At 63.0% G+C, this 19,917-nt stretch carries 18 protein-coding genes and 1 pseudogene; 9 read left to right on the forward strand and 10 right to left on the reverse strand.

Annotated elements, in window-relative coordinates; genetic code table 11:
• From AU381_RS15750 to AU381_RS29770, 3 genes are all read right to left on the reverse strand, one after another.
• Positions 1–510, reverse strand: coding sequence for a DUF1993 domain-containing protein (locus tag AU381_RS15750; RefSeq protein ID WP_064242698.1), 510 nt, complete (start codon positions 508–510; stop codon positions 1–3).
• A gap of 156 nt (positions 511–666) precedes the next feature.
• Complete coding sequence (locus AU381_RS15755; protein ID WP_064242699.1) at positions 667–1,494, reverse strand: extensin-like domain-containing protein; 828 nt, start codon at positions 1,492–1,494, stop codon at positions 667–669.
• A gap of 136 nt (positions 1,495–1,630) precedes the next feature.
• A complete protein-coding gene (locus AU381_RS29770; protein ID WP_156528613.1) occupies positions 1,631–1,768 on the reverse strand; it encodes a hypothetical protein in 138 nt (45 codons plus the stop codon).
• On the opposite strand from AU381_RS29770, the pseudogene AU381_RS15760 reads away from it, so the two are divergent.
• The 5 genes and pseudogenes from AU381_RS15760 (at position 1,767) to queF (ending at position 8,007) form a co-directional block, all read left to right on the forward strand.
• Positions 1,767–3,975: pseudogene (locus tag AU381_RS15760) on the forward strand (TonB-dependent hemoglobin/transferrin/lactoferrin family receptor). The gene AU381_RS29770 and the pseudogene AU381_RS15760 overlap by 2 nt on opposite strands.
• Before the next feature lie 120 nt (positions 3,976–4,095).
• The gene (gene trpLE / locus AU381_RS30475) at positions 4,096–4,140 is read left to right on the forward strand and encodes a trpE operon leader peptide TrpLE (protein ID WP_178385068.1); all 45 of its coding nucleotides are present in this window, start codon (positions 4,096–4,098) and stop codon (positions 4,138–4,140) included.
• A gap of 114 nt (positions 4,141–4,254) precedes the next feature.
• The gene (locus AU381_RS15765) at positions 4,255–6,444 is read left to right on the forward strand and encodes an anthranilate synthase (RefSeq protein ID WP_064242700.1); all 2,190 of its coding nucleotides are present in this window, start codon (positions 4,255–4,257) and stop codon (positions 6,442–6,444) included.
• A 178-nt stretch (positions 6,445–6,622) separates the two neighbouring features.
• Entirely contained in the window at positions 6,623–7,546 is a 924-nt protein-coding gene (locus tag AU381_RS15770; protein ID WP_064243111.1) for a cation diffusion facilitator family transporter, read from the forward strand.
• Complete coding sequence (gene queF, locus AU381_RS15775) at positions 7,543–8,007, forward strand: preQ(1) synthase (RefSeq protein WP_064242701.1); 465 nt, start codon at positions 7,543–7,545, stop codon at positions 8,005–8,007. The genes AU381_RS15770 and queF overlap by 4 nt, the downstream gene beginning before the upstream one ends.
• Before the next feature lie 31 nt (positions 8,008–8,038).
• On the opposite strand, the gene AU381_RS15780 is transcribed toward queF, so the two are convergent.
• Positions 8,039–8,617 (reverse strand): HupE/UreJ family protein, encoded by a 579-nt coding sequence (locus tag AU381_RS15780; protein ID WP_064242702.1) that lies wholly within the window; start codon positions 8,615–8,617, stop codon positions 8,039–8,041.
• A gap of 325 nt (positions 8,618–8,942) precedes the next feature.
• Between AU381_RS15780 and AU381_RS15785 the strand changes: the two genes are divergently transcribed.
• Together AU381_RS15785 and leuA are read left to right on the forward strand one after the other, a co-directional pair.
• On the forward strand, positions 8,943–9,527 hold the full coding sequence (locus tag AU381_RS15785) for an ATP-dependent Clp protease proteolytic subunit (protein ID WP_064243112.1): 585 nt from the start codon (positions 8,943–8,945) through the stop codon (positions 9,525–9,527).
• 490 nt (positions 9,528–10,017) lie between these two features.
• Complete coding sequence (gene leuA, locus AU381_RS15790; protein ID WP_064242703.1) at positions 10,018–11,727, forward strand: 2-isopropylmalate synthase; 1,710 nt, start codon at positions 10,018–10,020, stop codon at positions 11,725–11,727.
• A gap of 229 nt (positions 11,728–11,956) precedes the next feature.
• Here leuA and AU381_RS15795 read toward each other — a convergent pair whose 3' ends face one another.
• The 4 genes from AU381_RS15795 to AU381_RS15810 form a co-directional block, all read right to left on the reverse strand.
• Complete coding sequence (locus tag AU381_RS15795; RefSeq protein WP_064242704.1) at positions 11,957–12,784, reverse strand: anti-sigma factor family protein; 828 nt, start codon at positions 12,782–12,784, stop codon at positions 11,957–11,959.
• Positions 12,785–12,787: 3 nt separating this feature from the next.
• The gene (locus tag AU381_RS15800; RefSeq protein ID WP_064242705.1) at positions 12,788–13,306 is read right to left on the reverse strand and encodes an RNA polymerase sigma factor; all 519 of its coding nucleotides are present in this window, start codon (positions 13,304–13,306) and stop codon (positions 12,788–12,790) included.
• 194 nt (positions 13,307–13,500) lie between these two features.
• Positions 13,501–14,046 (reverse strand): tetratricopeptide repeat protein, encoded by a 546-nt coding sequence (locus AU381_RS15805; protein WP_064242706.1) that lies wholly within the window; start codon positions 14,044–14,046, stop codon positions 13,501–13,503.
• A gap of 157 nt (positions 14,047–14,203) precedes the next feature.
• Positions 14,204–15,112 (reverse strand): metallophosphoesterase family protein, encoded by a 909-nt coding sequence (locus AU381_RS15810; protein WP_064242707.1) that lies wholly within the window; start codon positions 15,110–15,112, stop codon positions 14,204–14,206.
• Between the two features lie 119 nt (positions 15,113–15,231).
• On the opposite strand from AU381_RS15810, the gene AU381_RS15815 reads away from it, so the two are divergent.
• Positions 15,232–15,720, forward strand: a complete 489-nt coding sequence (locus AU381_RS15815) for an NUDIX domain-containing protein (protein WP_064242708.1) — start codon at positions 15,232–15,234, stop codon at positions 15,718–15,720.
• A gap of 5 nt (positions 15,721–15,725) precedes the next feature.
• Here the strand turns inward: AU381_RS15815 and AU381_RS15820 are convergent, their stop codons facing one another.
• Positions 15,726–16,703 (reverse strand): glutathione S-transferase family protein, encoded by a 978-nt coding sequence (locus tag AU381_RS15820; RefSeq protein ID WP_064242709.1) that lies wholly within the window; start codon positions 16,701–16,703, stop codon positions 15,726–15,728.
• A 257-nt stretch (positions 16,704–16,960) separates the two neighbouring features.
• Between AU381_RS15820 and AU381_RS15825 the strand changes: the two genes are divergently transcribed.
• Positions 16,961–17,521, forward strand: a complete 561-nt coding sequence (locus AU381_RS15825; RefSeq protein WP_064242710.1) for a GNAT family N-acetyltransferase — start codon at positions 16,961–16,963, stop codon at positions 17,519–17,521.
• 324 nt (positions 17,522–17,845) lie between these two features.
• On the opposite strand, the gene AU381_RS15830 is transcribed toward AU381_RS15825, so the two are convergent.
• Positions 17,846–19,915, reverse strand: coding sequence for a hypothetical protein (locus AU381_RS15830; RefSeq protein WP_064242711.1), 2,070 nt, complete (start codon positions 19,913–19,915; stop codon positions 17,846–17,848).
• Positions 19,916–19,917 lie beyond the last annotated feature (2 nt).

Below are 19,917 nucleotides of genomic sequence, written 5' to 3' on the forward strand. Positions count from 1 at the left end.
TCATTCGAGGCTGCCGATGAAGTCCGCCTTGCCGATCGGCACGCCCTTGTGGCGCAGGATGTCGTAGGCGGTGGTCAAATGGAAATAGAAGTTCGGCAGCACGAATTTCAAGAGGTAGTCCTCGCCGCTGAAGGTCACCTTCAGGGTTGGGAAGCTGAGGGTCACTTCGCGCGTCTCGCTGCCATCGAGGTCTTCGGCCGCCACGGTTTCGAGGAACGCCACCGTCTTGACGATCCGCGCCTGCAGATCGGCGAAGCTCTTCTCGTCATCGGGAAAACGCGGCACCTCGAGCGTCGTCAGCCGGGCGATCGCGTTCTTGCTGGTGTCGCTCGCCCGTTGGATCTGGCCTGATAGCGGCAGCATGTCCGGGGCGAGCCGCGCATTGAAGAGCTCGTCGAGCGGCGTTCCCGATTCCACCGCAAAGGCCTCGGCCTTGTCGAGGAGCCCACCCAGCGCGGAGAAGCCGCGCTTGAAGGCCGGGATGGAGAGCTTGTACATTGTCAGGGGCATGGAATTGTTCCTCGATCAATTACGTTGCGGACGGTGCCGCTGATAGATCGTATCGCTCCGCGACGGGTTCAATCGGCAGCGGGAAATCTTTGCCAATCCGAAAGAGAATTCCTGCTGAGCAGGCGGATGAGGGTCGACCTCCGTAGAAATCCCGCGCTAGCGGCAGTAGCGATATCCGTCCTTCCGCTCGATGACGTCGAGATGCAGGTGGTCTTTATGCGCTGCATCGCTGCCCGGATCGAGCACGGTCCTGAAATACAGACAGGCGGAGGCGGTGACGGCGCGTTGAAAGGCGCCCGTCAACGTACCGTCCTCGTCGCGCGGCTGGATCTCGATGGTCTTGCCGTCTCCGAGAGTGAAGGAGGCGATGTCCACCGCATTGCCGCGGGCGTGTTCGGATATCTTGCCTATGGTCCCATTGTTCCGTAGCCGGCAGACATAGGTGGAAGCCTGGTTCAGGGCCGAAAGGCTCGCGTCGGGGCCGAACGCCGCCTTCGCCGCCGGAGTGGCGGTCTCCTTGACCCAACGAGCGAGAACCAAGGCCGTTTCGCAGCGCATCAGGCCCTCGGGCTTGAGGGCGACGCCCGGCAGTATCGAACTGACCTGAATCGGCTTGTCGATGCCGCACCCCTTGCCGTCGTCGACGCGAGTAGCCTCCGCAAAGACGCTCCCGAGGTCCTTCAGTGCGGCGAGACAGGAGGCATAGGCTTTCGGGTCCTCCTTCTCGATCTCGAGAATCATCTCCTCGGGTACAGGGCGGACAGCATCGTCCTTCCAGCCCGGGGGCAAGTCTCGCTGGGACTGCTGATCGCTTTGTGCTTTTTGGCTCGCCTGGCGATCGCCTTGGGGTGAAGCGGGCTTCGGCGTTGGCGTCGGCTGCTCGCCTTGACCTGCTGGCCTCGCCACCGGCAGGGGGCCCTTCTTCGGAAGCGTCGCCCCGGAAAGTACGAGGGCGGACATCAGAATCATTCCAACCGCGCGCATGTGGATCCTTCCCGTTTCCGTTGTGGCCAAACGCACGAGAGGCAATCCTGTTTCAAATTGTGCTGAAACTGAGGAGACGCTCGGGCGGCGCCGAGAAGAGCGCGCTCGCCGGTTCCCTAAAATTATATTGACTTTTTCAGTCATGTTTTTTATGTGGCCTGAATAAGGCGATGGCGTGTCCGTCTTCGTCCGATTCCGACACCTGCCCAGCCAGCCCCTTGAGTTCGCCGCTCAACAGCAAGCCCGGCCAACGTTTTTCAAAGGACTGGTCCATGTTCACCCGGCATCATCGCCTGGCGCTTCTCGCATGCACGGCATTTTTTACCCTGGCGGGCAACGCCGTCTCTTACGCGCAATCCCCCACCGGCACTGCATCGGCCGCTGCCGAGAAACAGGATCGAGCTACGCTATTGAAAAAGCTCGAGGTCAAGGGAGGGGACAAGGAAGGGGTGACAGACACGCCGCTTGCTTCAGAGGTCACGGAGAAGGAACTCGACGACTATCAGATATCGAGCTTTGAAGATCTGGGCCGGAGCCTTGAGCCAGGCGTGAACTTCAACCGGACGAATGGCAGCGTCAATATCCGGGGTCTGGAGGGAGCCCGCGTCCTGACGACGATCGACGGCATCGCCATCCCCTATCTCGACGATGGTGCCCGCGATGCCGATGGCGGCATCGACAGCTTCGATTTTGCCGCCCTCTCGACGGTCGACATCGTGCGCGGCGCCGATTCGAGCCGCGCGGGCGGCGGCGCGCTCGGGGGCGCGGTCGTTCTTCGCACCCTCGAACCGGAAGACCTCATCGGCGAAGGCAAGACCTGGGGCGGCATATTCAAGTTCGCCTATGACGGCGAAGACAGGAGCCTTGGGGGCTCCGCCGCCGTCGCGGCGCGCTATGACAACACCGCGGTGCTCTTCCAGGGCGGATACAAGAGGGGCCAGGAGCGGCAGAGCAATGGCGATGTCGGCGGCTATTCCACGACGCGGACCGAGGCGGATCCCGCCGATTACGATCAGAACAATCTCCTGTTCAAGGTCCGGCAACATACGGATAGCGGCCATACTTTCGGGCTGACCGCAGAACGATTCGACCGCGACAAGGACATCGACTTCATGTCCGGCCAGAGCCTCACCGGCAACTACCGGCCGGGCAATTACGACAAGCTCGACAATACCCGGCGCGAGCGCCTGTCCCTCGACTACGACTTCGAGGCCGTCGACGATGGTGCCTGGTTCGACAGCGCTTCGGCGGTTGTCTATTGGCAGCGGCTGCTGCGCGAAAACGGCGTGGACGCCTACCGCAGCCTGTCGGTGATCGGCGATTACTCGCGGCTCAACGAAGCCGAGGACGAGAGCTACGGCGCCAGCGGCTACGCCGACAAGTACTTCGAGACCGGCCTGTTGCAGCACAAGGTCACGCTCGGTGGTGATTTTGCGATCGGCAAGCTGCACCAGTATTCGTCGGGCGAGGATAGCTGCGACACGACGCCCAGCCCGGCGTGCAACTTCCTTCACACGAACCAGTCGGATTCGCCCGATGTGGACAGCAAGAAGTTCGGCATCTACCTGCAGGATCGCATTTCGATCGGTGACGGTCCCTTCGCCCTGACCCCCCGGCATCCGCTACGACTGGTACGATTACTCGCCCGAGAACACCGCCGCCTATATGCGCAATCCCAATTATGACGGCCTGCCGCCCGGACAGAGCGGCGACGCTCTCTCGCCGAAGCTGCTTGGGACCTATCAGGCGGCCGAACGGGTGGAGCTCTACGCGCAATGGGCGATGGCCTTCCGGCCGCCGACCGCGCAGGAACTGTATTTGAACTACGGCGCGCCGGGTACTTACCTGAGCATCGGTAATCCCGACCTGAAGCCGGAAACGAGCAACGGCTTCGAGATCGGGGCCAATCTCGGCGACGAGGAGTTCGGCGGGCGGGTGAGCGCCTTCTACAACAGATACAAGAACTTCATTGACGAACGTATGTCCGCCGATCCGACCGGCACCTATCCGTTCGGCATCCGGGAGGCGATAAACCGCGCCAACGTCTCCATTCACGGGATCGAAGTGTCGGGCCACAAGGTCTTCGCCAACGGCTTCCATGTTCGCGCCGCGATCGCGTACGCACACGGCAAGGATCTCGACACGGACGAGGTGCTAGGCTCGGTGCCGCCGCTGAAGGGAGTGCTGGGTCTGGGCTATGCCACGGAAACCTGGGGCACCGACGTCATCCTGACGGCAGCGAAGGCCGTGTCGGACAAGTCGACCAATACCTTCAAAGCACCTGGCTACGGCATCGTCGACGTCACCGCCTGGTGGGAACCGGAGCAGATGCCGGGGCTGAGGGTAAACGCCGGGGTCTATAACGTCTTCGACAAGACCTATTACGATGCGGTCAACACGCAGAACACCTTCACCCAGCCGGAAGAATATTATTCGGAACCGGGCCGCACATTCAAGGTGTCGCTGACGCAACGATTCTGAGGAGATTGGGAACGCTCGCTGCAAGGGTGGCCACTCATGGCCGCCCTTTTCCCGTGCAATCTCCGGGCCACCCGTTTTCCCGCTTGCGCGGCGCCGAAAGGCACGCTAACACTTTCGCCCATGGCAAACACGCAGAACATTTCGATCTGGTGGTGGGCTCGCTGAGGCGGCCTTGACCAGTCATGCGTGATTGAGACATGAAGCCGCCCGGAGATTTCGAGGCGGCTTTTTCGTATTCGGGCCGCGCGGAATGACCGGGCTTTTTACGGAGCGAGACGAATGGCAACGGTAATTCTGGAAGACGGCGCGGAGAGTTACACCACAAACGGCGGCATCGTCGTGACGCGCAGGCGGCGCGATGCCTCCTACGCCGACGCGATCGCCTCCTATGTGGACAGGCTCGACGAGCGTCGTGGTGCGGTCTTCTCGTCCAACTACGAGTATCCGGGCCGTTATACGCGCTGGGATACCGCCGTCGTCGACCCGCCGCTCGCCATCTCCTCCTTCGGTCGTTCGCTCTGGATCGAAGCCTATAACGAGCGCGGCGAGGTGGTTCTGGCGCTGATTGCCGAGCATCTGAAAACCGTCGCCGACATCACGCTCGGCGCCTTGACCCGCAGCCGCCTCGATCTCAACATCAATGAGCCCGATCGCGTCTTCACCGAGGAAGAGCGCTCGAAAATGCCGACCGTTTTCACGGTGCTGCGCGCGGTGACGAACCTGTTCCACTCGGAGGAAGATGCGAGCCTCGGCCTCTACGGCGCCTTCGGCTACGACCTTGCCTTCCAGTTCGATGCGATCGATCTGAAGCTCACCCGGCCGGATGACCAGCGGGACATGGTCCTCTTCCTGCCGGACGAAATCCTCGTCGTCGACCACTACGCGGCCAAAGCCTGGATCGATCGTTACGATTTCGCCAGGGACGGCGTCTCCACCGAGGGTAAGGCGACGGATATCGCTGCCGAGCCGTTCCGCACCGTCGACAGCATCCCGCCGCACGGCGATCACCGGCCGGGCGAATATGCCGAGCTCGTCGTCAAGGCCAAGGAGAGCTTCCGCCGCGGCGACCTGTTCGAGGTGGTGCCAGGGCAGAAATTCTACGAACGCTGCGAAAGCCGCCCGTCCGAAATCTCCAACCGGCTGAAGGCGATCAACCCGTCGCCCTATTCCTTCTTCATCAATCTCGGCAACCAGGAATATCTCGTCGGCGCCTCGCCGGAGATGTTCGTTCGCGTGTCGGGCCGCCGCATCGAGACCTGCCCGATCTCCGGCACGATCAAGCGCGGCGACGACCCGATCGCCGACAGCGAGCAGATCCTGAAGCTCCTGAACTCGAAAAAGGACGAGTCCGAGCTCACCATGTGCTCGGACGTCGACCGCAACGACAAGAGCCGCGTCTGCGTGCCGGGTTCGGTGAAGGTGATCGGCCGCCGCCAGATCGAGATGTATTCGCGGCTGATCCACACGGTCGACCATATCGAGGGGCGGCTGCGCGACGACATGGACGCCTTCGATGGCTTCCTCAGTCATGCCTGGGCGGTCACGGTCACCGGAGCGCCGAAGCTTTGGGCGATGCGCTTCATCGAGGCCCATGAGAAGAGCCCGCGCGCCTGGTACGGCGGCGCGATCGGCATGGTCGGCTTCAACGGCGACATGAATACGGGGCTGACGCTGCGCACGATCCGCATCAAGGACGGCATCGCAGAGGTGAGGGCGGGTGCGACGCTACTCTACGATTCCAATCCTGAAGAGGAAGAAGCCGAAACCGAACTGAAGGCCTCCGCCATGATTGCAGCCATTCGCGACGCGAAATCCGCCAACAGCGCCAAGGCGGCGCGCGACGTCGCCCCCGTCGGCGCCGGCGTCAATATCCTGCTGGTCGACCACGAAGACAGCTTCGTCCACACGCTGGCGAATTATTTCCGCCAGACGGGCGCGACCGTCACCACCGTGCGAACGCCGGTTGCCGAGGAAATCTTCGACCGGGTCAAGCCGGACCTCGTGGTGCTTTCGCCCGGCCCCGGCAGCCCGAAGGACTTCGACTGCAAGGCGACGATCAAGAAGGCGCGGGGGCGCAACCTGCCGATCTTCGGGGTCTGCCTGGGCCTGCAGGCGCTCGCCGAAGCCTATGGCGGCGACCTGCGCCACTTGGCGATCCCGATGCACGGCAAGCCGTCGCGCATCCGAGTGCTGGAACCGGGCACCGTTTTCTCCGGCCTTGGCAGGGAAGTGACGGTCGGGCGCTATCATTCGATCTTTGCCGATCCGTCGTCCCTGCCGCGCGACTTCATGATCACCGCCGAAAGCGAGGACGGCACGATCATGGGCATCGAACACGTCAAGGAGCCGGTGGCGGCCGTGCAGTTCCATCCGGAATCGATCATGACGCTCGGCGGCGACGCCGGCATGCGGATGATCGAGAACGTCGTGGCCCATCTGGCAAAAAGGGCGAAGATCAAGGCCGCCTGACGCCTTCGCAGAACGGCGGCTGGGCAGAAGCGCGAAGTCGCGACCGCACCTTTGACAAGCCGTTGTTTATCGCCCATATGGTGCAAGAAAATCCGCCTGCGCGAAAACTCGCGCGGGCGGTTTTGCGTTTCAATGGGCATGCATTTGCAACTCGTTTGCATCTGCACGAGGAATGAAGATGACCGCGTCCGACAATCGAACAGTCCTGAGGCTCGCCTTTTGGGGCATTCCGCTTTCTCTCGGCGTCATGGGGCTGAAGCTGCTTGCCTGGTGGGTGACGGGGTCGGTCGCATTGCTGTCGGACGGTCTGGAATCCGTAGTCAACGTCGTCGCTGCGGCGATCGCCTATGCGATGATCGGCTACGCGGCGAAGCCGGCAGACGCCGCCCATCCCTTCGGACATCACAAGGCGGAGTATTTCTCGGCGGTCATCGAGGGTGTCCTGATCGTCGTGGCGGCGCTGTCTATCCTATGGGAGGCCGTGCCCGAAATGATGGTACCGTCTTTGCTGAAGGCGCCGGCGCTCGGGCTGGCAATCAACTTCGCTGCCGGTGTCGTCAACGCCATCTGGGCCTATGTTCTGATCCGCGCCGGCAGGGCGTATCGCTCGCCGGCGCTGAGTGCCGACGGGCATCACATCCTCTCCGACGTCGTCACTTCGGCGGGGGTGATCGTCGGCCTTGTTCTTGCCATCGCCACCGGCTATGCGATCCTCGATCCCCTGCTTGCGGTAGTCGTGGCTGGCAATATCCTGTTCCAGGGCTGGAAGGTCATCTCGCGCTCGATCGACGGGCTGATGGACAGGGCCGTACCGGCGGAGGAAGAGGAAGCGATCAAGCAGGCGATCGCCGCCGCTGCCGGCGGATCGCTCGGCGTCCATGACTTGAAGACGCGGCAGGCGGGTCCGGCGACCTTCGTGGATTTCCACATGGTCGTGCCGGAGGCGATGCCGGTCGGCGACGCCCATGATATTTGCGACCGGATCGAGGATGCGATCCGCGCCGTTCATCCGGGCGCGAGGATCGCCATTCATGTCGAGCCGGAAGGCGAGAAAGCGCACGGCGTGCGCGTCAAGGTTAGTAGTGGAGCATCACGGAAATGACGAAGACGGACGTATCAGGACTTTCGCAACTCGGAACAAAGGTCGACCTGCCGCAGAGCCCGGAGGAAGCGGTGCTGGAGAGGGTGCCGAGCGGCCATGAGGGCACGGATTTCGTGGTCCGCTTCACGGCGCCGGAATTCACCTCGCTGTGCCCGATGACCGGACAGCCGGACTTTGCCCATATCGTCATCGACTACGTGCCGGATGGCTGGCTGGTCGAATCGAAGTCGCTCAAGCTGTTCCTGCATTCCTTCCGCAACCACGGCGCTTTCCACGAGGATTGCACGATCGATATCGCCAAGCGGCTGGTGTCGCTGCTTTCCCCGAAGTGGCTGAGAATCGGCGCCTATTGGTATCCGCGCGGCGGCATTCCGATCGATGTCTTCTGGCAGACCGGCAATCCGCCGGAAGGCGTCTGGCTGCCGGATCAGGGCGTGCCGACCTACCGCGGCCGGGGGTGAGACGGCGGGGCCCCGCCGCTCTCTGTGTCCGTCAGCCAAGGATCAGCGCTGCACCGCCAAGCGCAGTGACGCCGCCGAGGAGGCGGGTCAGTGTGCCGTTGCTCGAAAGCCTCGCGAGCGTGATGCCGAGGCCAATACCGGCGACGTGCAACAGCGCTGTCGCGATTGTGAACCCGGCTGCGAATTGCCATGCGCCCGCCGCACCCAGTTCACTGCCATGGGCATGGCCGTGGAACAGCGCGAAGGTGCCGACGATCGCAGCGGCAGGCGCTACATCGAGGCGCACGGCGATTGCGACGATCAGGCCGAGGGCGACGACCGAGGCGAGGATCGCCGGTTCCACGAAGGGGAGGGGAACGGCGGCAAGCGCAAGCCCGAAGCCGACGGCCATCATGGCGACGAAGGCGCCCGGAACCGCCCACAAGGCGCGGCCGCCGATCTGCGCGGCCCAGAGGCCGACGGCGAGCATCGCAAGAATATGGTCGGCGCCGAAAAACGGATGGAAAAGGCCCGCCGCCAGCGAGCCGTGCTCGGCCGGATCGAGATGCGCGAAGGCGGGCGCTGCGGAGGCGCCAAGTGCCGCGGTGGCAATGAGCATGCGTGTCTTCATTCTGATCCCCACTTCTCGACAGGCTTGGGAAGCGGCCCGTCTCATCCGGATCCCGACCAACCGGATGGGAACGTCCGGCGGTATCGCGATCGCTTGTCGTCGGTCACGGCGGCGCTCGCAGGGGCGCCTGCGGTTCCACTCTGATGACGCGCTGATCTTATGGGGCTTTTGCACGCTGTCCATACGGCATTTGACGGTGGTGGCATTTACCATCGCGCGAGCGCTGGCTGTCCAAACCTTTCTTCACCAACGGTTTGCATTGTCTTCGGCATCGAGTCGCATTATCTGACCGTGAGACATTTCATGAGGAGTCCGGAGCATGCGGATGAACGACGACGACCAGGAAGAAAAGAAGACCGAGCTGCCGCTGGGCAAGGAAACCGAGGCGAACCTTTTCAAGTCGCGTTCGATTTTCATCTACGGAACGATCACCCAGGAACTGGCGCAGAAGGTCTGCTCGCAGCTTGTGGCCCTTGCTTCGGCAAGCGACGAAGACATCCGCATCTTCGTCAACTCGCCGGGCGGCCACGTCGAATCCGGCGACAGCATTCACGACATGATCAAGTTCGTGAAGCCGAAGGTCTGGACGGTCGGCACCGGCTGGGTGGCCTCTGCCGGCGCGCTCATCTTCGTCGCTCCGCCGAAGGAGCGGCGCATCTGCCTGCCGAATACCCGCTTCCTGCTGCACCAACCGTCCGGCGGCACGCGCGGCATGGCCTCGGATATCGAGATCCAGGCGCGTGAAATCATCAAGATGAACGAGCGGCTGAACAAGATCTTCTCGGAAGCCACCGGCCAGCCGGTCGAGAAGATCGCCAAGGATACGGATCGTGATTACTGGCTCGGCGCCGACGAGGCGAAGTCCTACGGGCTCGTTTCGCGGATCGTCACTTCGATCGCGGAGATTTGATGTTGCGATCGGGGCGTGCCCCTCATCCGGCTGCCGCCACCTTCTCCCCGTTCTGACGGGGAGAAGGGATCGTGCTGCGCCGCCTCAGTCCCCTCTCCCCGCCTGCGGGGAGAGGGCTAGGGTGAGGGGCATTCAGAGCGAGTGAGCCGTCATCGTGCCACACGCTTCAGCTCCCTTGCTCCGCTTCGCCAAGCCGTGTATAGGCTACTCCCATGACCAAGGCTCACGCGCACAAGATCGCAGCGATCTTCTCCGGACACGATCATGATCGTGCCCCGTCGCGTGCCTTCGCCTCGCTTCTTCTTCTCGGCCTTACTCGCGGTTGCCGGGTCCGGTGAGGGGCGCCCGGCGGCCGAAAAGCCCTGCCGGCGGATTGCTCCTCGAACTCCCAAAAACTGAAACAATGGCGTCGGCGTCAGCCTCGCAATATTAGCCGTGATCGGCTATTGCATCAGGCGAGCCACGCTCCAGTGACGAAGAGAAGCAGTACATGATAGTGAGATCGCATCCCATAAAGACCGGCATGCCCGAAGCGGCGGCGAAATATCAGCCCTATCCGCAGGTCGCGCTGCCGGATCGCATCTGGCCCACGAAGACGATCGACAAGGCGCCGATCTGGTGCTCCGTGGACCTGCGCGACGGCAATCAGTCACTTGTCGATCCGATGGGACACGACCGGAAGGCCCGCATGTTCCATCTGCTCGTGGACATGGGCTTCAAGGAGATCGAAATCGGTTTCCCATCGGCTTCGCAGACCGATTTCGACTTTGCCCGCTGGTGCGTCGAGGAAGGCAATGTCCCGGCTGACGTTTCGCTGCAAGTGCTGGTGCAGTGCCGGCCGGAACTGATCACCCGCACTTTCGAGGCACTCGACGGCGCTCACAAGCCGATCGTCCACTTCTATAACTCCACGAGCGAGTTGCAGCGCCGCGTCGTTTTCGCCAAGGATGTCGCCGGCATCAAGCAGATCGCCACCGACGCGGCCAAGATGATCACCGACATGGCGGCGAAGGTGGGCGGCGGCTATCGTTTCGAATATTCGCCCGAGAGTTTCACCGGCACGGAACTGGAGGTGGCGCTGGAGATCTGCAATGCGGTCACCGAGATCGTCAGGCCGACGCCGGACAACAAGCTGATCATCAACCTGCCCTCGACCGTCGAGATGGCGACGCCGAACGTCTATGCCGACCAGATCGAATGGATGTGCCGCAATCTCGACAACCGCGAGAACCTGATCATCTCGCTGCATCCCCACAACGACCGCGGCACCGGCATCGCCGCCACGGAACTCGGCCTGATGGCCGGCGCCGACCGTGTCGAAGGCACGCTCTTCGGCAACGGCGAGCGCACCGGCAATGTCGACGTGGTGACCTTGGCCTTGAACATGTTCACGCAAGGCGTCGATCCGAAGCTGGACTGCTCGGACATCGAGCGGATCAAGGAAGTCTACGAATATTCCAACCAGATGATCATTCCGGAGCGCCACCCCTATGTCGGCGAACTGGTCTACACCGCCTTCTCCGGCTCGCACCAGGATGCGATCAACAAGGGCATGAAGGCGTTGAAGCAGGCGAACAAGCCCACCTGGGAGGTGCCGTATCTGCCGATCGACCCGCGCGACGTCGGCCGCAGCTACGAGGCGATCATCCGCATCAACTCGCAGTCGGGCAAGGGCGGCATCGCCTATATCATGCAGGAGGACTACGGCATCAACCTGCCGCGCAACCTGCAGATCGAGTTCCGCGAGGACATCCAGCGGATCACCGACGAGGAAGGCAAGGAATTGCCGTCGAAGCGCATTCATCAGCACTTCCTGGAGCGCTATGTGGAGCAGCCCGGCGCGCGAATCAAATTCGTCGATCACCACACCTATCCCGTGGGCGACCACAAGGGTCTGCGCGTGGTGGCCGCCGAAATCACCGACCGGGGCGAGGCGAAGCGGATCGAAGGCAAGGGCACCGGTCCGATCGATGGCTTCATCAACGCGCTGTCGATCTATCTCGGCGTCGAGCTCTCGGTCGCCGACTATTCCGAGCACTCGCTGCAGCATGGCTCGAACGCCGCCGCGATCGCCTATGTGGAGGTCGAGCATCCGGGCGGCACGCTGTTCGGCGCCGGCATCAATACCAACATCGTTGCGGCCTCGCTCGAAGCGATCGTTTCGGCCGCAAATCGCGTGTTGGAGACGAGGGGGAAATAGCCCTGACCGGGCGCCTTCGCGCGTCTATGGTTGCCCCTCATCCCGCTGCCGCGACCTTCTCCCCGTCATGACGGGGAGAAGGGGCATGCCGCGCCCTCCCATTTCCTTCATTTCATTTGCGGTCCTATTTAAGATGGAAGCGGGACCGTGCCGCTTGTCCCTTCGCCCCGCGTGCGGGGAGAAGGTGGCCGGCAGGCCGGATGAGGGGCCGATATGGACGTGATCGCGATCAGATGACCGCCGCCACCGTATGGGCGAGGTCCTGCAGCCCAGCCGCCGATGAGGGTCCGACGACGACGAAGGAGGAGCCCTCCTTCTGCCAGGAGACGAATCCCAGGTCGCCGCGGATGGTCTCGCTGAACTCGTTCCCCTGCGTCCCATTGCCGCCTCTCAGGAAACAGATGGCGAAAATCTCGCCTTCTCGGTCACGGTAGACGAGTTGGGCCACCGGCTTGCCGTTGGCGACCAGCAGCCTTGCGCCTTCGAAGGCAAGCCCCTTGCGGGTGAGATCGGGAATCTTGAAGGGCACGCCGACGCTCGAGGTCAGCCAGGTTTCTATGTGGGACGCTTGAGAGGCAGGCACCTCGACGAGATGTGCCTTCTGGCGCGAATAGATGCGATGGTAGTCGGCGATCTCGTCGATCCACGGGCTTGCCACGGTCTCAGCCGCCGGGTCCACGAAATTGGCCATGCTGCCGAGGATGAACCCCGCGACGCCTCCGGTAAGCAGCAGGCCTACCGATGCGGCCACCAGGCGCGGCAACACGCGAACGCTTCGTTTCGGGTGGTTCGACGTCGTCACCCGCTCCAGTTTCGGGCTGATGCCGCCTCCCTGCTTGATCTGCCGCACGAGTGCCAGCGGCACCGGGTCGTGAAGGAAATCCTCGAACGCCCTGTTGCCGAATGCGCTGCCTGCCTTCAGCTTCTCGAGCAGCGTCCTGGCGTCGTCATCGCGCGCCAGCAGGGCGTCGAGCTCGGACCTTTCCGCCTCGCCGAGTTCGCCGTCGATATAGGCGGACAACCGCACTTCGAGCGCCAGCCCCTTCGTCTGCTGCAATGGTCAGGCCCTCCTTTCCGTATCCTCGGACAACATGGCCGCGAGCCGCAGGCGGGCTGCCGAGAGCCTGCTCATCACCGTGCCGATCGGGATACCGAGGATCGTTGCCGTTTCCCGGTAGCTGTGGCCCTCGACATTGACCAGCAGGAAGACGCTCGCCAGTCCCTCCGGCATGGAGAGGATCATCTTTTGCAACTGATTGACAAAGACTGCCTTCTCGGCAGCGGCTTCGACATTCAGTTCGTCCTGGTCGAATATGTCGACCATGCTGCCGGCGCCGCGGACCTTGCGCTTGCGAACCTCGTCCACCCACAGATTGCGGGTCATCGTATAGATCCAGCTCTCCAGCCGGCCCTCGCCATTCCACAGGTGGCTGCGATTGATTGCCCGTTCGCAGACCTCCTGGACGAGATCGTCGGCATCATTGGCATTGCGCGTCAGCGTCATCGCGAAGCGGCGCAATTTGGGCAGCAGGCTGACCAAATCCCGTCTGAAGTCCTTCATCTCTGCCGCTGGGCGCATTTCTCTTCCAGTGAGACGTGCCGGATCATCCGTCTATTCGCCGTGCGAACGCACAGATCATGATATGAAACTTGATCCGAAGTCTGCAAGGGAAGAGCCGGATCGCAAAGAGTTTTTTGCGTTTCGGCTTCGGATTTCCGAGGAGCGCCGCGCCAGTGGCGCGGCGCGCCTCAATAGGAAGATCATTCTCGCCGTCAATACTGCCGAACGCCCCCGAGCGACAGAAGCAGGGCCCTGTATGCCCAGGTGTCTTCGCCGCCCCGGTCGCGGATCTCGACCAGCTGCGCTCTCGCCTCCTCGACCCGTCCCTGCTCGACCAGCGCCTGCCCCATATAGGAGCGTGCGAGAATGTAGTTCTCGTCGGCCTGAATGGCGCGCTTGTAGTATTGCATGCCGAGTTCCATGCGTCCGGCCTTGCGGTTGGCATAGCCAAGATAGTTGAAGACGCGGGCGCTCTCTTGCTCCTTCATGGCGCCGAGGACCTTGATCGCATTCTCGTACTGACCGGCATAGGCAAGCTCGCGTGCCGCGTCGAACAGGACGTCGTCGCCGAGATCACTCCGCTTCGCATCGACGCATCTGTTCCTCCTGGCGTCCCAGACCTTGCCGTCCTTGCACTGGGTGGTCGTCTTCGTCTTCTTCGGCGGCGCGCTGTTGTCATCGCCGACGGCAAATGCCGCGTGGCCGGCGAAGGAACTCGCAAAGGCTGCAAGTGTGAAGAGGATGATCTTCCGGTTCATGGTGCCTTTCTCCTGTGGACATTTCAGCGGCCGGTGACCGGCCGACGCAGATGTCGCCCCGGCGGCTTTCTGGACCCCGAACCCGACTTAGACGCAGGAGCCCTGCAGATTATTCGACCGGAACAGAAAATTTCCAAGCCAGAGTACCATCCGCCCATCAGGCGTAGAACTCAGTCGTCTCGGCGAGGGAAACGGTCTTTGCATCCGCGCCGAGCGCGAAGCGCTCTCTCGTCATCTTCCAATCGCCTGGTTCACCGGCGATCGAAAAGAGGTTGTAGGCGGCGACCGGCTTGCTGCCGCCCGGTCCCTGCGAAGCAGAAGCGATGCCGACGACCGGCACCGACGCGGCGTGCCCCTTCAGCCAATAGACGGTATTGAGATGCGTATGGCCGTGGAGCACCAGTTCGGCCCCTCCCGACGAAATGGTCGCGGCGAAGCGGCGGATGCCGATCATGCGCTTGTGCATGGATGTCGCGCCGCGGATCGGCGGATGATGGATCATGACGACCCGGAACAGGCCGGCTTCGCCTGCCGCGCGCAAAAGGTTGACGGTGGCGCGCGCCTGGCGCGGGCCGAAATAGCCGCTGGCCGCAAAGGGGGGCGTGGCGACCGCCGTAGAGCAGCCGATCAATGCCACCGAGCCGCGCACCCGCATATAGGGGAAGCAGGGATGGTCCTTGAGCCATCCGGAAGGGCCGCTGTCGCCGCGCATGAAAGGATACCAGGCGCGTGCCGTCTTTTCGTAGGCGCCCGGTACGTAGGCGTCGTGATTGCCCGGAACGACGGAGATGTCCTGCGGGTCGCCCGCCTCGGTGAGCCATTCGGTGACCGCTTCGATCTCCAGAGAGGAGGCGAGATTCACGAGGTCACCGGTGATCGCCAGATGGTCCGGGTCGCGCTTTTCGATATCGTCCATCAGACATGCGAGCGTGCCCGGAAAGAGATGACGGGCACGGTTCCTGTGCCAATTGACGAAGCCGGTGATGCGTTTGGAAGCGAGTTCGCGGAACGACAGGTCGGGCAGTGGGCCGAGATGGACGTCTGAAATATGCGCAAGTTTGAACATCGCCTCGGTCTAGCGCATATTCGGCGACAGGGGAATCACTTGAATGGGTTATCCCGCCGCAGCGGTTCGCGCCGAAAATGGGAGCGACCGCAATACGAGTTGCCGGGAAGGAGAAACCAATGGACCAGGACCGCCCGCGGGAGGTGCGCATCTGGCTCCGTCCCCTGGCGCGGCTCGCTCACATCTACTTCGCCGTCTCGCGCGGCATGACGCTCGGAGTGCGGGCGGCCTGCTTCGATGAGCAGGGCCGGGTGTTCCTCGTCAGGCATTCCTACCTGCCCGGATGGCATTTTCCCGGCGGAGGTGTCGACCGGCGCGAGACCGCGCTCGAGGGGCTGGTTCGCGAACTCAGGGAGGAAGGTAATCTGCAACTGACGAAACCGCCGCTCCTCGTGCAGGTCTACTACAACCCCGGGACCAGCAAGCGCGATCACGTCGTCTTCTTCCGCTGTGACGCCGTGCGTCAGGAACGGCCGAAAGTTGCAGACCTGGAAATCGCAGCGGCCCAATTCTTCCCGCTCGACGATCTGCCCGCTGACGCGACGCCGGCGACCCGCCGCAGGCTTGCCGAACTCGCCGGAACGGTCAAGCCGGATACGTTCTGGTAGGCGCTCTACAGCCCGTCGCGCCCGTGCCGCGCCTCGAGATCGAGTTCCGGCCCGATCGGCACAATGCCGGTCGGATTGATCATCCTGTGGCTGCGGTAATAGTGCTCCTTGATGTGGCGCATGTTGACGGTCTCTGCGACGTCCGGCACCTGATAGAGATCGCGAAGGTAGCCCTGCAGGTTCGGATAGTCGGCAATGCGGCGGATATTGCACTTGAAATGGCCGACATAGACCGGGTCGAAGCGCAGCAATGTGGTGAACAGCCGCCAGTCCGCCTCGGTCAGGCGGTCGCCGAAAAGATAGCGTCGCGAGGCGAGGCGGCCTTCCAGTTCGTCCAGCATGGCGAACAGGGCCGTGACGTTTTCCGCATAGGCCTCCTGGCGCGAGGCGAAACCGGCCTTGTAGACACCGTTGTTGACCTTGTCGTAGACGCGGGCATTCAGCGCATCGATCTCCTCTCGCAGGTCCTCCGGATAGAAATCCGCGGCCGAGCCGGTGAGGTGGTTGAAGGCGGAATTGAACATACGGATGATTTCGGCGGACTCGTTCGAGACGATCGTGTCCTTCTCTTTGTCCCAGAGGACCGGCACGGTGACGCGGCCGGAATAGTTGGGATCGGCGCGTGCATAGATCTGCCACAGGGCCTTGGAGCCGAAGAGGTGATCGACGGTGCCGCCATCCTCGCCCTTGAATTCCCAGCCGTTTTCCAGCATCAGCGGATCGACGACGGAGAGCGAGACCATGTTCTCGAGCTTTTTGAGCCTGCGGAAGATCAGCGTGCGATGGGCCCAGGGACAGGCCAGCGACACATAGAGGTGGTAGCGATCGGCCTCGGCCTTGAAGCCGCCTTCGCCCGAGGGGCCGGGCGAACCGTCCGCGGTGACCCAGTTGCGAAACTGCGACACGCTGCGTTTGAAATGCCCGTCCGTTTCCACGGTATCGTACCAGACATCCTGCCAGACGCCGTCCACCAGCCTGCCCATGAGCTCGCTCCTAAGCTGTTCTTTCTCTGTCGATAGATAACGCGCGACCGCCCCGCCGATAGGGGTGAAATGCTGAACAGTGCGTTTTAGGCTTTGACAGGTGGCGATTTTCTGCTATCGGCGATGCGGAGTTTTTTCATTTTCGGAAGCGACCGAACCAATGATCCTGTCGGGAAGCCTGCGACGACGCTGATGCTGCAAACGCCCTTTGGGCGAGCCATCCCTATTGTCCGTTCGCATGCCGGTTCTCGACATCCATGAAAAAGCACGATCTCGTCTATCTGACTGAAGACGCCTCCCACGACGCAGCGATCGAAATCATCAACGAGGAAGCCTTCGGCCCCGGCCGGTTTGCCCGTGCGGCCGCCCGCATCCGCGAGCAGGGCCCGCACGACCGGTCGCTGTCCTTCATCTGCACCGACGACGGCGAAACGATCGCATCGGTGCGGATGACCCCGGTAAACGCCGGATCGGTCAAGGGCCACCTGCTCGGCCCGCTCGCCGTCCGGCCCTCGCACAAGAACCAGGGCATCGGCCGGGAACTGGTGCGGATCGCGGTCGAGGCGGCGCGGCGGAAAGGCTCCGAAGCGGTCATCCTGGTTGGCGACCCGCCCTACTACCAGCCGCTCGGCTTCGAGAAGGTCCGGTACGGGGCGCTCGAATTCCCCGGTCCGGTGGATCCCGGCCGGGTGCTGGTCGTGCCGATCGCAGCCGACGTTCACGCGCGGCTCGAGGGTGTGATTGCCTGGCGGGACGGCAGTGCGGTGCCTGCTGTCGAGATCGTTGCGCAGCCATCGGCCGAAGGCGCCGCTGCCTGATTCTGGATGCCGCGTCTGTACGTGGTTGGTAAATTCAGATTTTTTTGGAATTGCCCCTCCCGCTTCGTCATCCTCGGGCTTGACCCGAGGATCCAAATACAAGCGTCGCGACACCCGAAAGTGCCGGGCCATTGGTGATGCCGCGCAAGCATCGAGCCCCTCAAGTCGCGCCTGCGAATGGATCCTCGGGTCAAGCCCGAGGATGACGGCCATAGAGGTTGGCGGCCTCAGAGGAGGTGGGGCTGCTTGAGCGAAGATCCAGCGAAACTCAAATTCCGTAGGTGGCTGCAAATCGGCGCAGATTCGACACGTGAATGCCGCTTATTACCGCCCTTCGCGATACCACATTGCCGAGATCAACAGAAGTAGGGCGGCGAGGCCGAAGAGGCCGGCGAACAGCGACAATGAATTCACGCCCTTGAGCACCGTCTCGTCGGTCATGCGCAGTGACAGGCGCTGGTCGTCTGCGACACGCACGGCGCCCCGGACGGGCAGGATCGAGGGCAGATCGACAGGGCCGTCCGCATCCGCGAGCCGGCGGACGATGCCTTTGGTCTTCTCCGCCCAAGGCTGAAGCTTCTCGCCCGTCGAGATCGCCGCCTTGAATTCCGGCGCATCGACATTGCCCACATGGACGAGCGTCGTCAGCTCGTCATTGGCGACTTCGAAAAGACCGATTTCGTCGGTCTTCACCTCAGCCTTGTAGAGGCCGGGTTCGCGTTCGGTGAGCCCTATCTCCTGCGTTCGTCCAGAGGGAGAGGTAAGCGTCGCCTGGCCGGGGTCGCCCTCGATCGTCTGCCGGGTGATTTCCAGCGTCCGGCCCAAGGCGCGTGCAGTCAGCGCCTCTTCCTCGAGCGCCGGTTCCTGCATCAGCCAATGGGCGGTGCGCCGGTAGAGCGAGATATGCGGCCCGCCGCCTTCGAAGCCGCGTGCCCAGAGCCAGCCCTGGTCGGAAAGCAGCATGGCGACGCGGCCCTTGCCGACGCGGTTGAGGACGAGAAGCGGCTTGCCGTCTGCCGCCTCCATGACCGTCTGGCCGAGCGGCCTGTCGACGTCGACGGTGCGGAACCAGCGTCCCCAGCCGGGCGGCTCGCTCGAGGCGCCCTCGAGGCCGCGGGTCACCGGGTGTTTCTTTCCTTCCTCCGACAGCCGCGGGAAGAAGGCTTTTTCATTCATGACGCCGGTGGGATTTGCTGGCAGGACGGTCGAAAGCGGCGTTGCGGCGATCGAATCGTCGCCGGCATGTTCCGGCCCCGCCGCAATCAGCAGCGCGCCGCCGTTCTGCACGTACTGAGCGATGTTGTCGTAATAGAGAATGGGCAGCACGCCGCGGTGCTGGTAGCGGTCGAAGATGATCAGGTCGAACTCGCTGATCTTGTCGACGAAGAGCTCGCGCGTCGGGAAGGCGATGAGCGAGAGTTCGTTGATCGGCGTGCCGTCCTGCTTTTCCGGCGGCCGCAGAATGGTGAAGTGCACGAGGTCGACGGCGGCATCGGACTTCAGAAGGTTGCGCCAGGCGCGTTCGCCTGCATGCGGTTCGCCCGAGACGAGGAGGACGCGCAGGTTCTCGCGAATGCCATCCAGCACGTGAACGGCGCGATTGTTGACCTCCGTCACTTCGCCCCGGATCGGATTGACCGCGAATTCGAGGATGTTGTTGCCCCCGCGCGGCACGGTGAAGCTGAACGGGACATCCGTTCCCGGCTCCACATGTTCCGTCGCGATCTCGTTGCCGTTGAGGCGGATGGTGACCTCGGCACTGCCGCCTTCGGCAGCCCCATCGTCCACGACCCGGAAGGTCAGTCGCTGCTGCTCGCCGACGATGCCGAAGCGCGGCGCGTTGACGATCTCGATGCGCCGGTCGACCTCATCCGGCTTGCCGGTGATCAACCCGTGGATCGGCGCGTCGAAACCGAGCTTCTGGTTGATGTCCGGCACGTCGTGGATCTGGCCGTCGGTGATGAAGATTGCGCCGCCGAGGCGGGCGGGCGGCACGTCGGCAAGCGCCGTCGCCAACGCGCCGAAGAGCTTTGTCGAGGGCGCCTCGGTCTCCTCGCCATCGGCCGCTTCGACGACCCGTGTCTCGATCTGCGGGAAGCGGGCGAGCCGCTCCTTGAGATCGGAGAGTGCCTTGTCGGTTTGTTCACGCCGGCCGTCATTGTCCTGGCTCTGGCTGCGGTCGACGACGACGGCGACGATGGTCGAGAGGGGTTCGCGTTCCTCCTGGAAAAGCACCGGATTGGCGAGTGCAAGGCAGAATGCCGCAAGCGCCGCGGCCCGGAGCCATGCGCCGCGCACGCCGCGCCAGATGCCGAACGCCGCCAAGGCGGCCGCAACGAGCGCCAGTGCGGCAAGGTAGGGCCAGGGAAGGAGCGGTGAAAAATCGATCGTCATCG

This window comes from Sinorhizobium glycinis (genome assembly GCF_001651865.1).
Classification (GTDB): domain Bacteria; phylum Pseudomonadota; class Alphaproteobacteria; order Rhizobiales; family Rhizobiaceae; genus Sinorhizobium; species Sinorhizobium glycinis.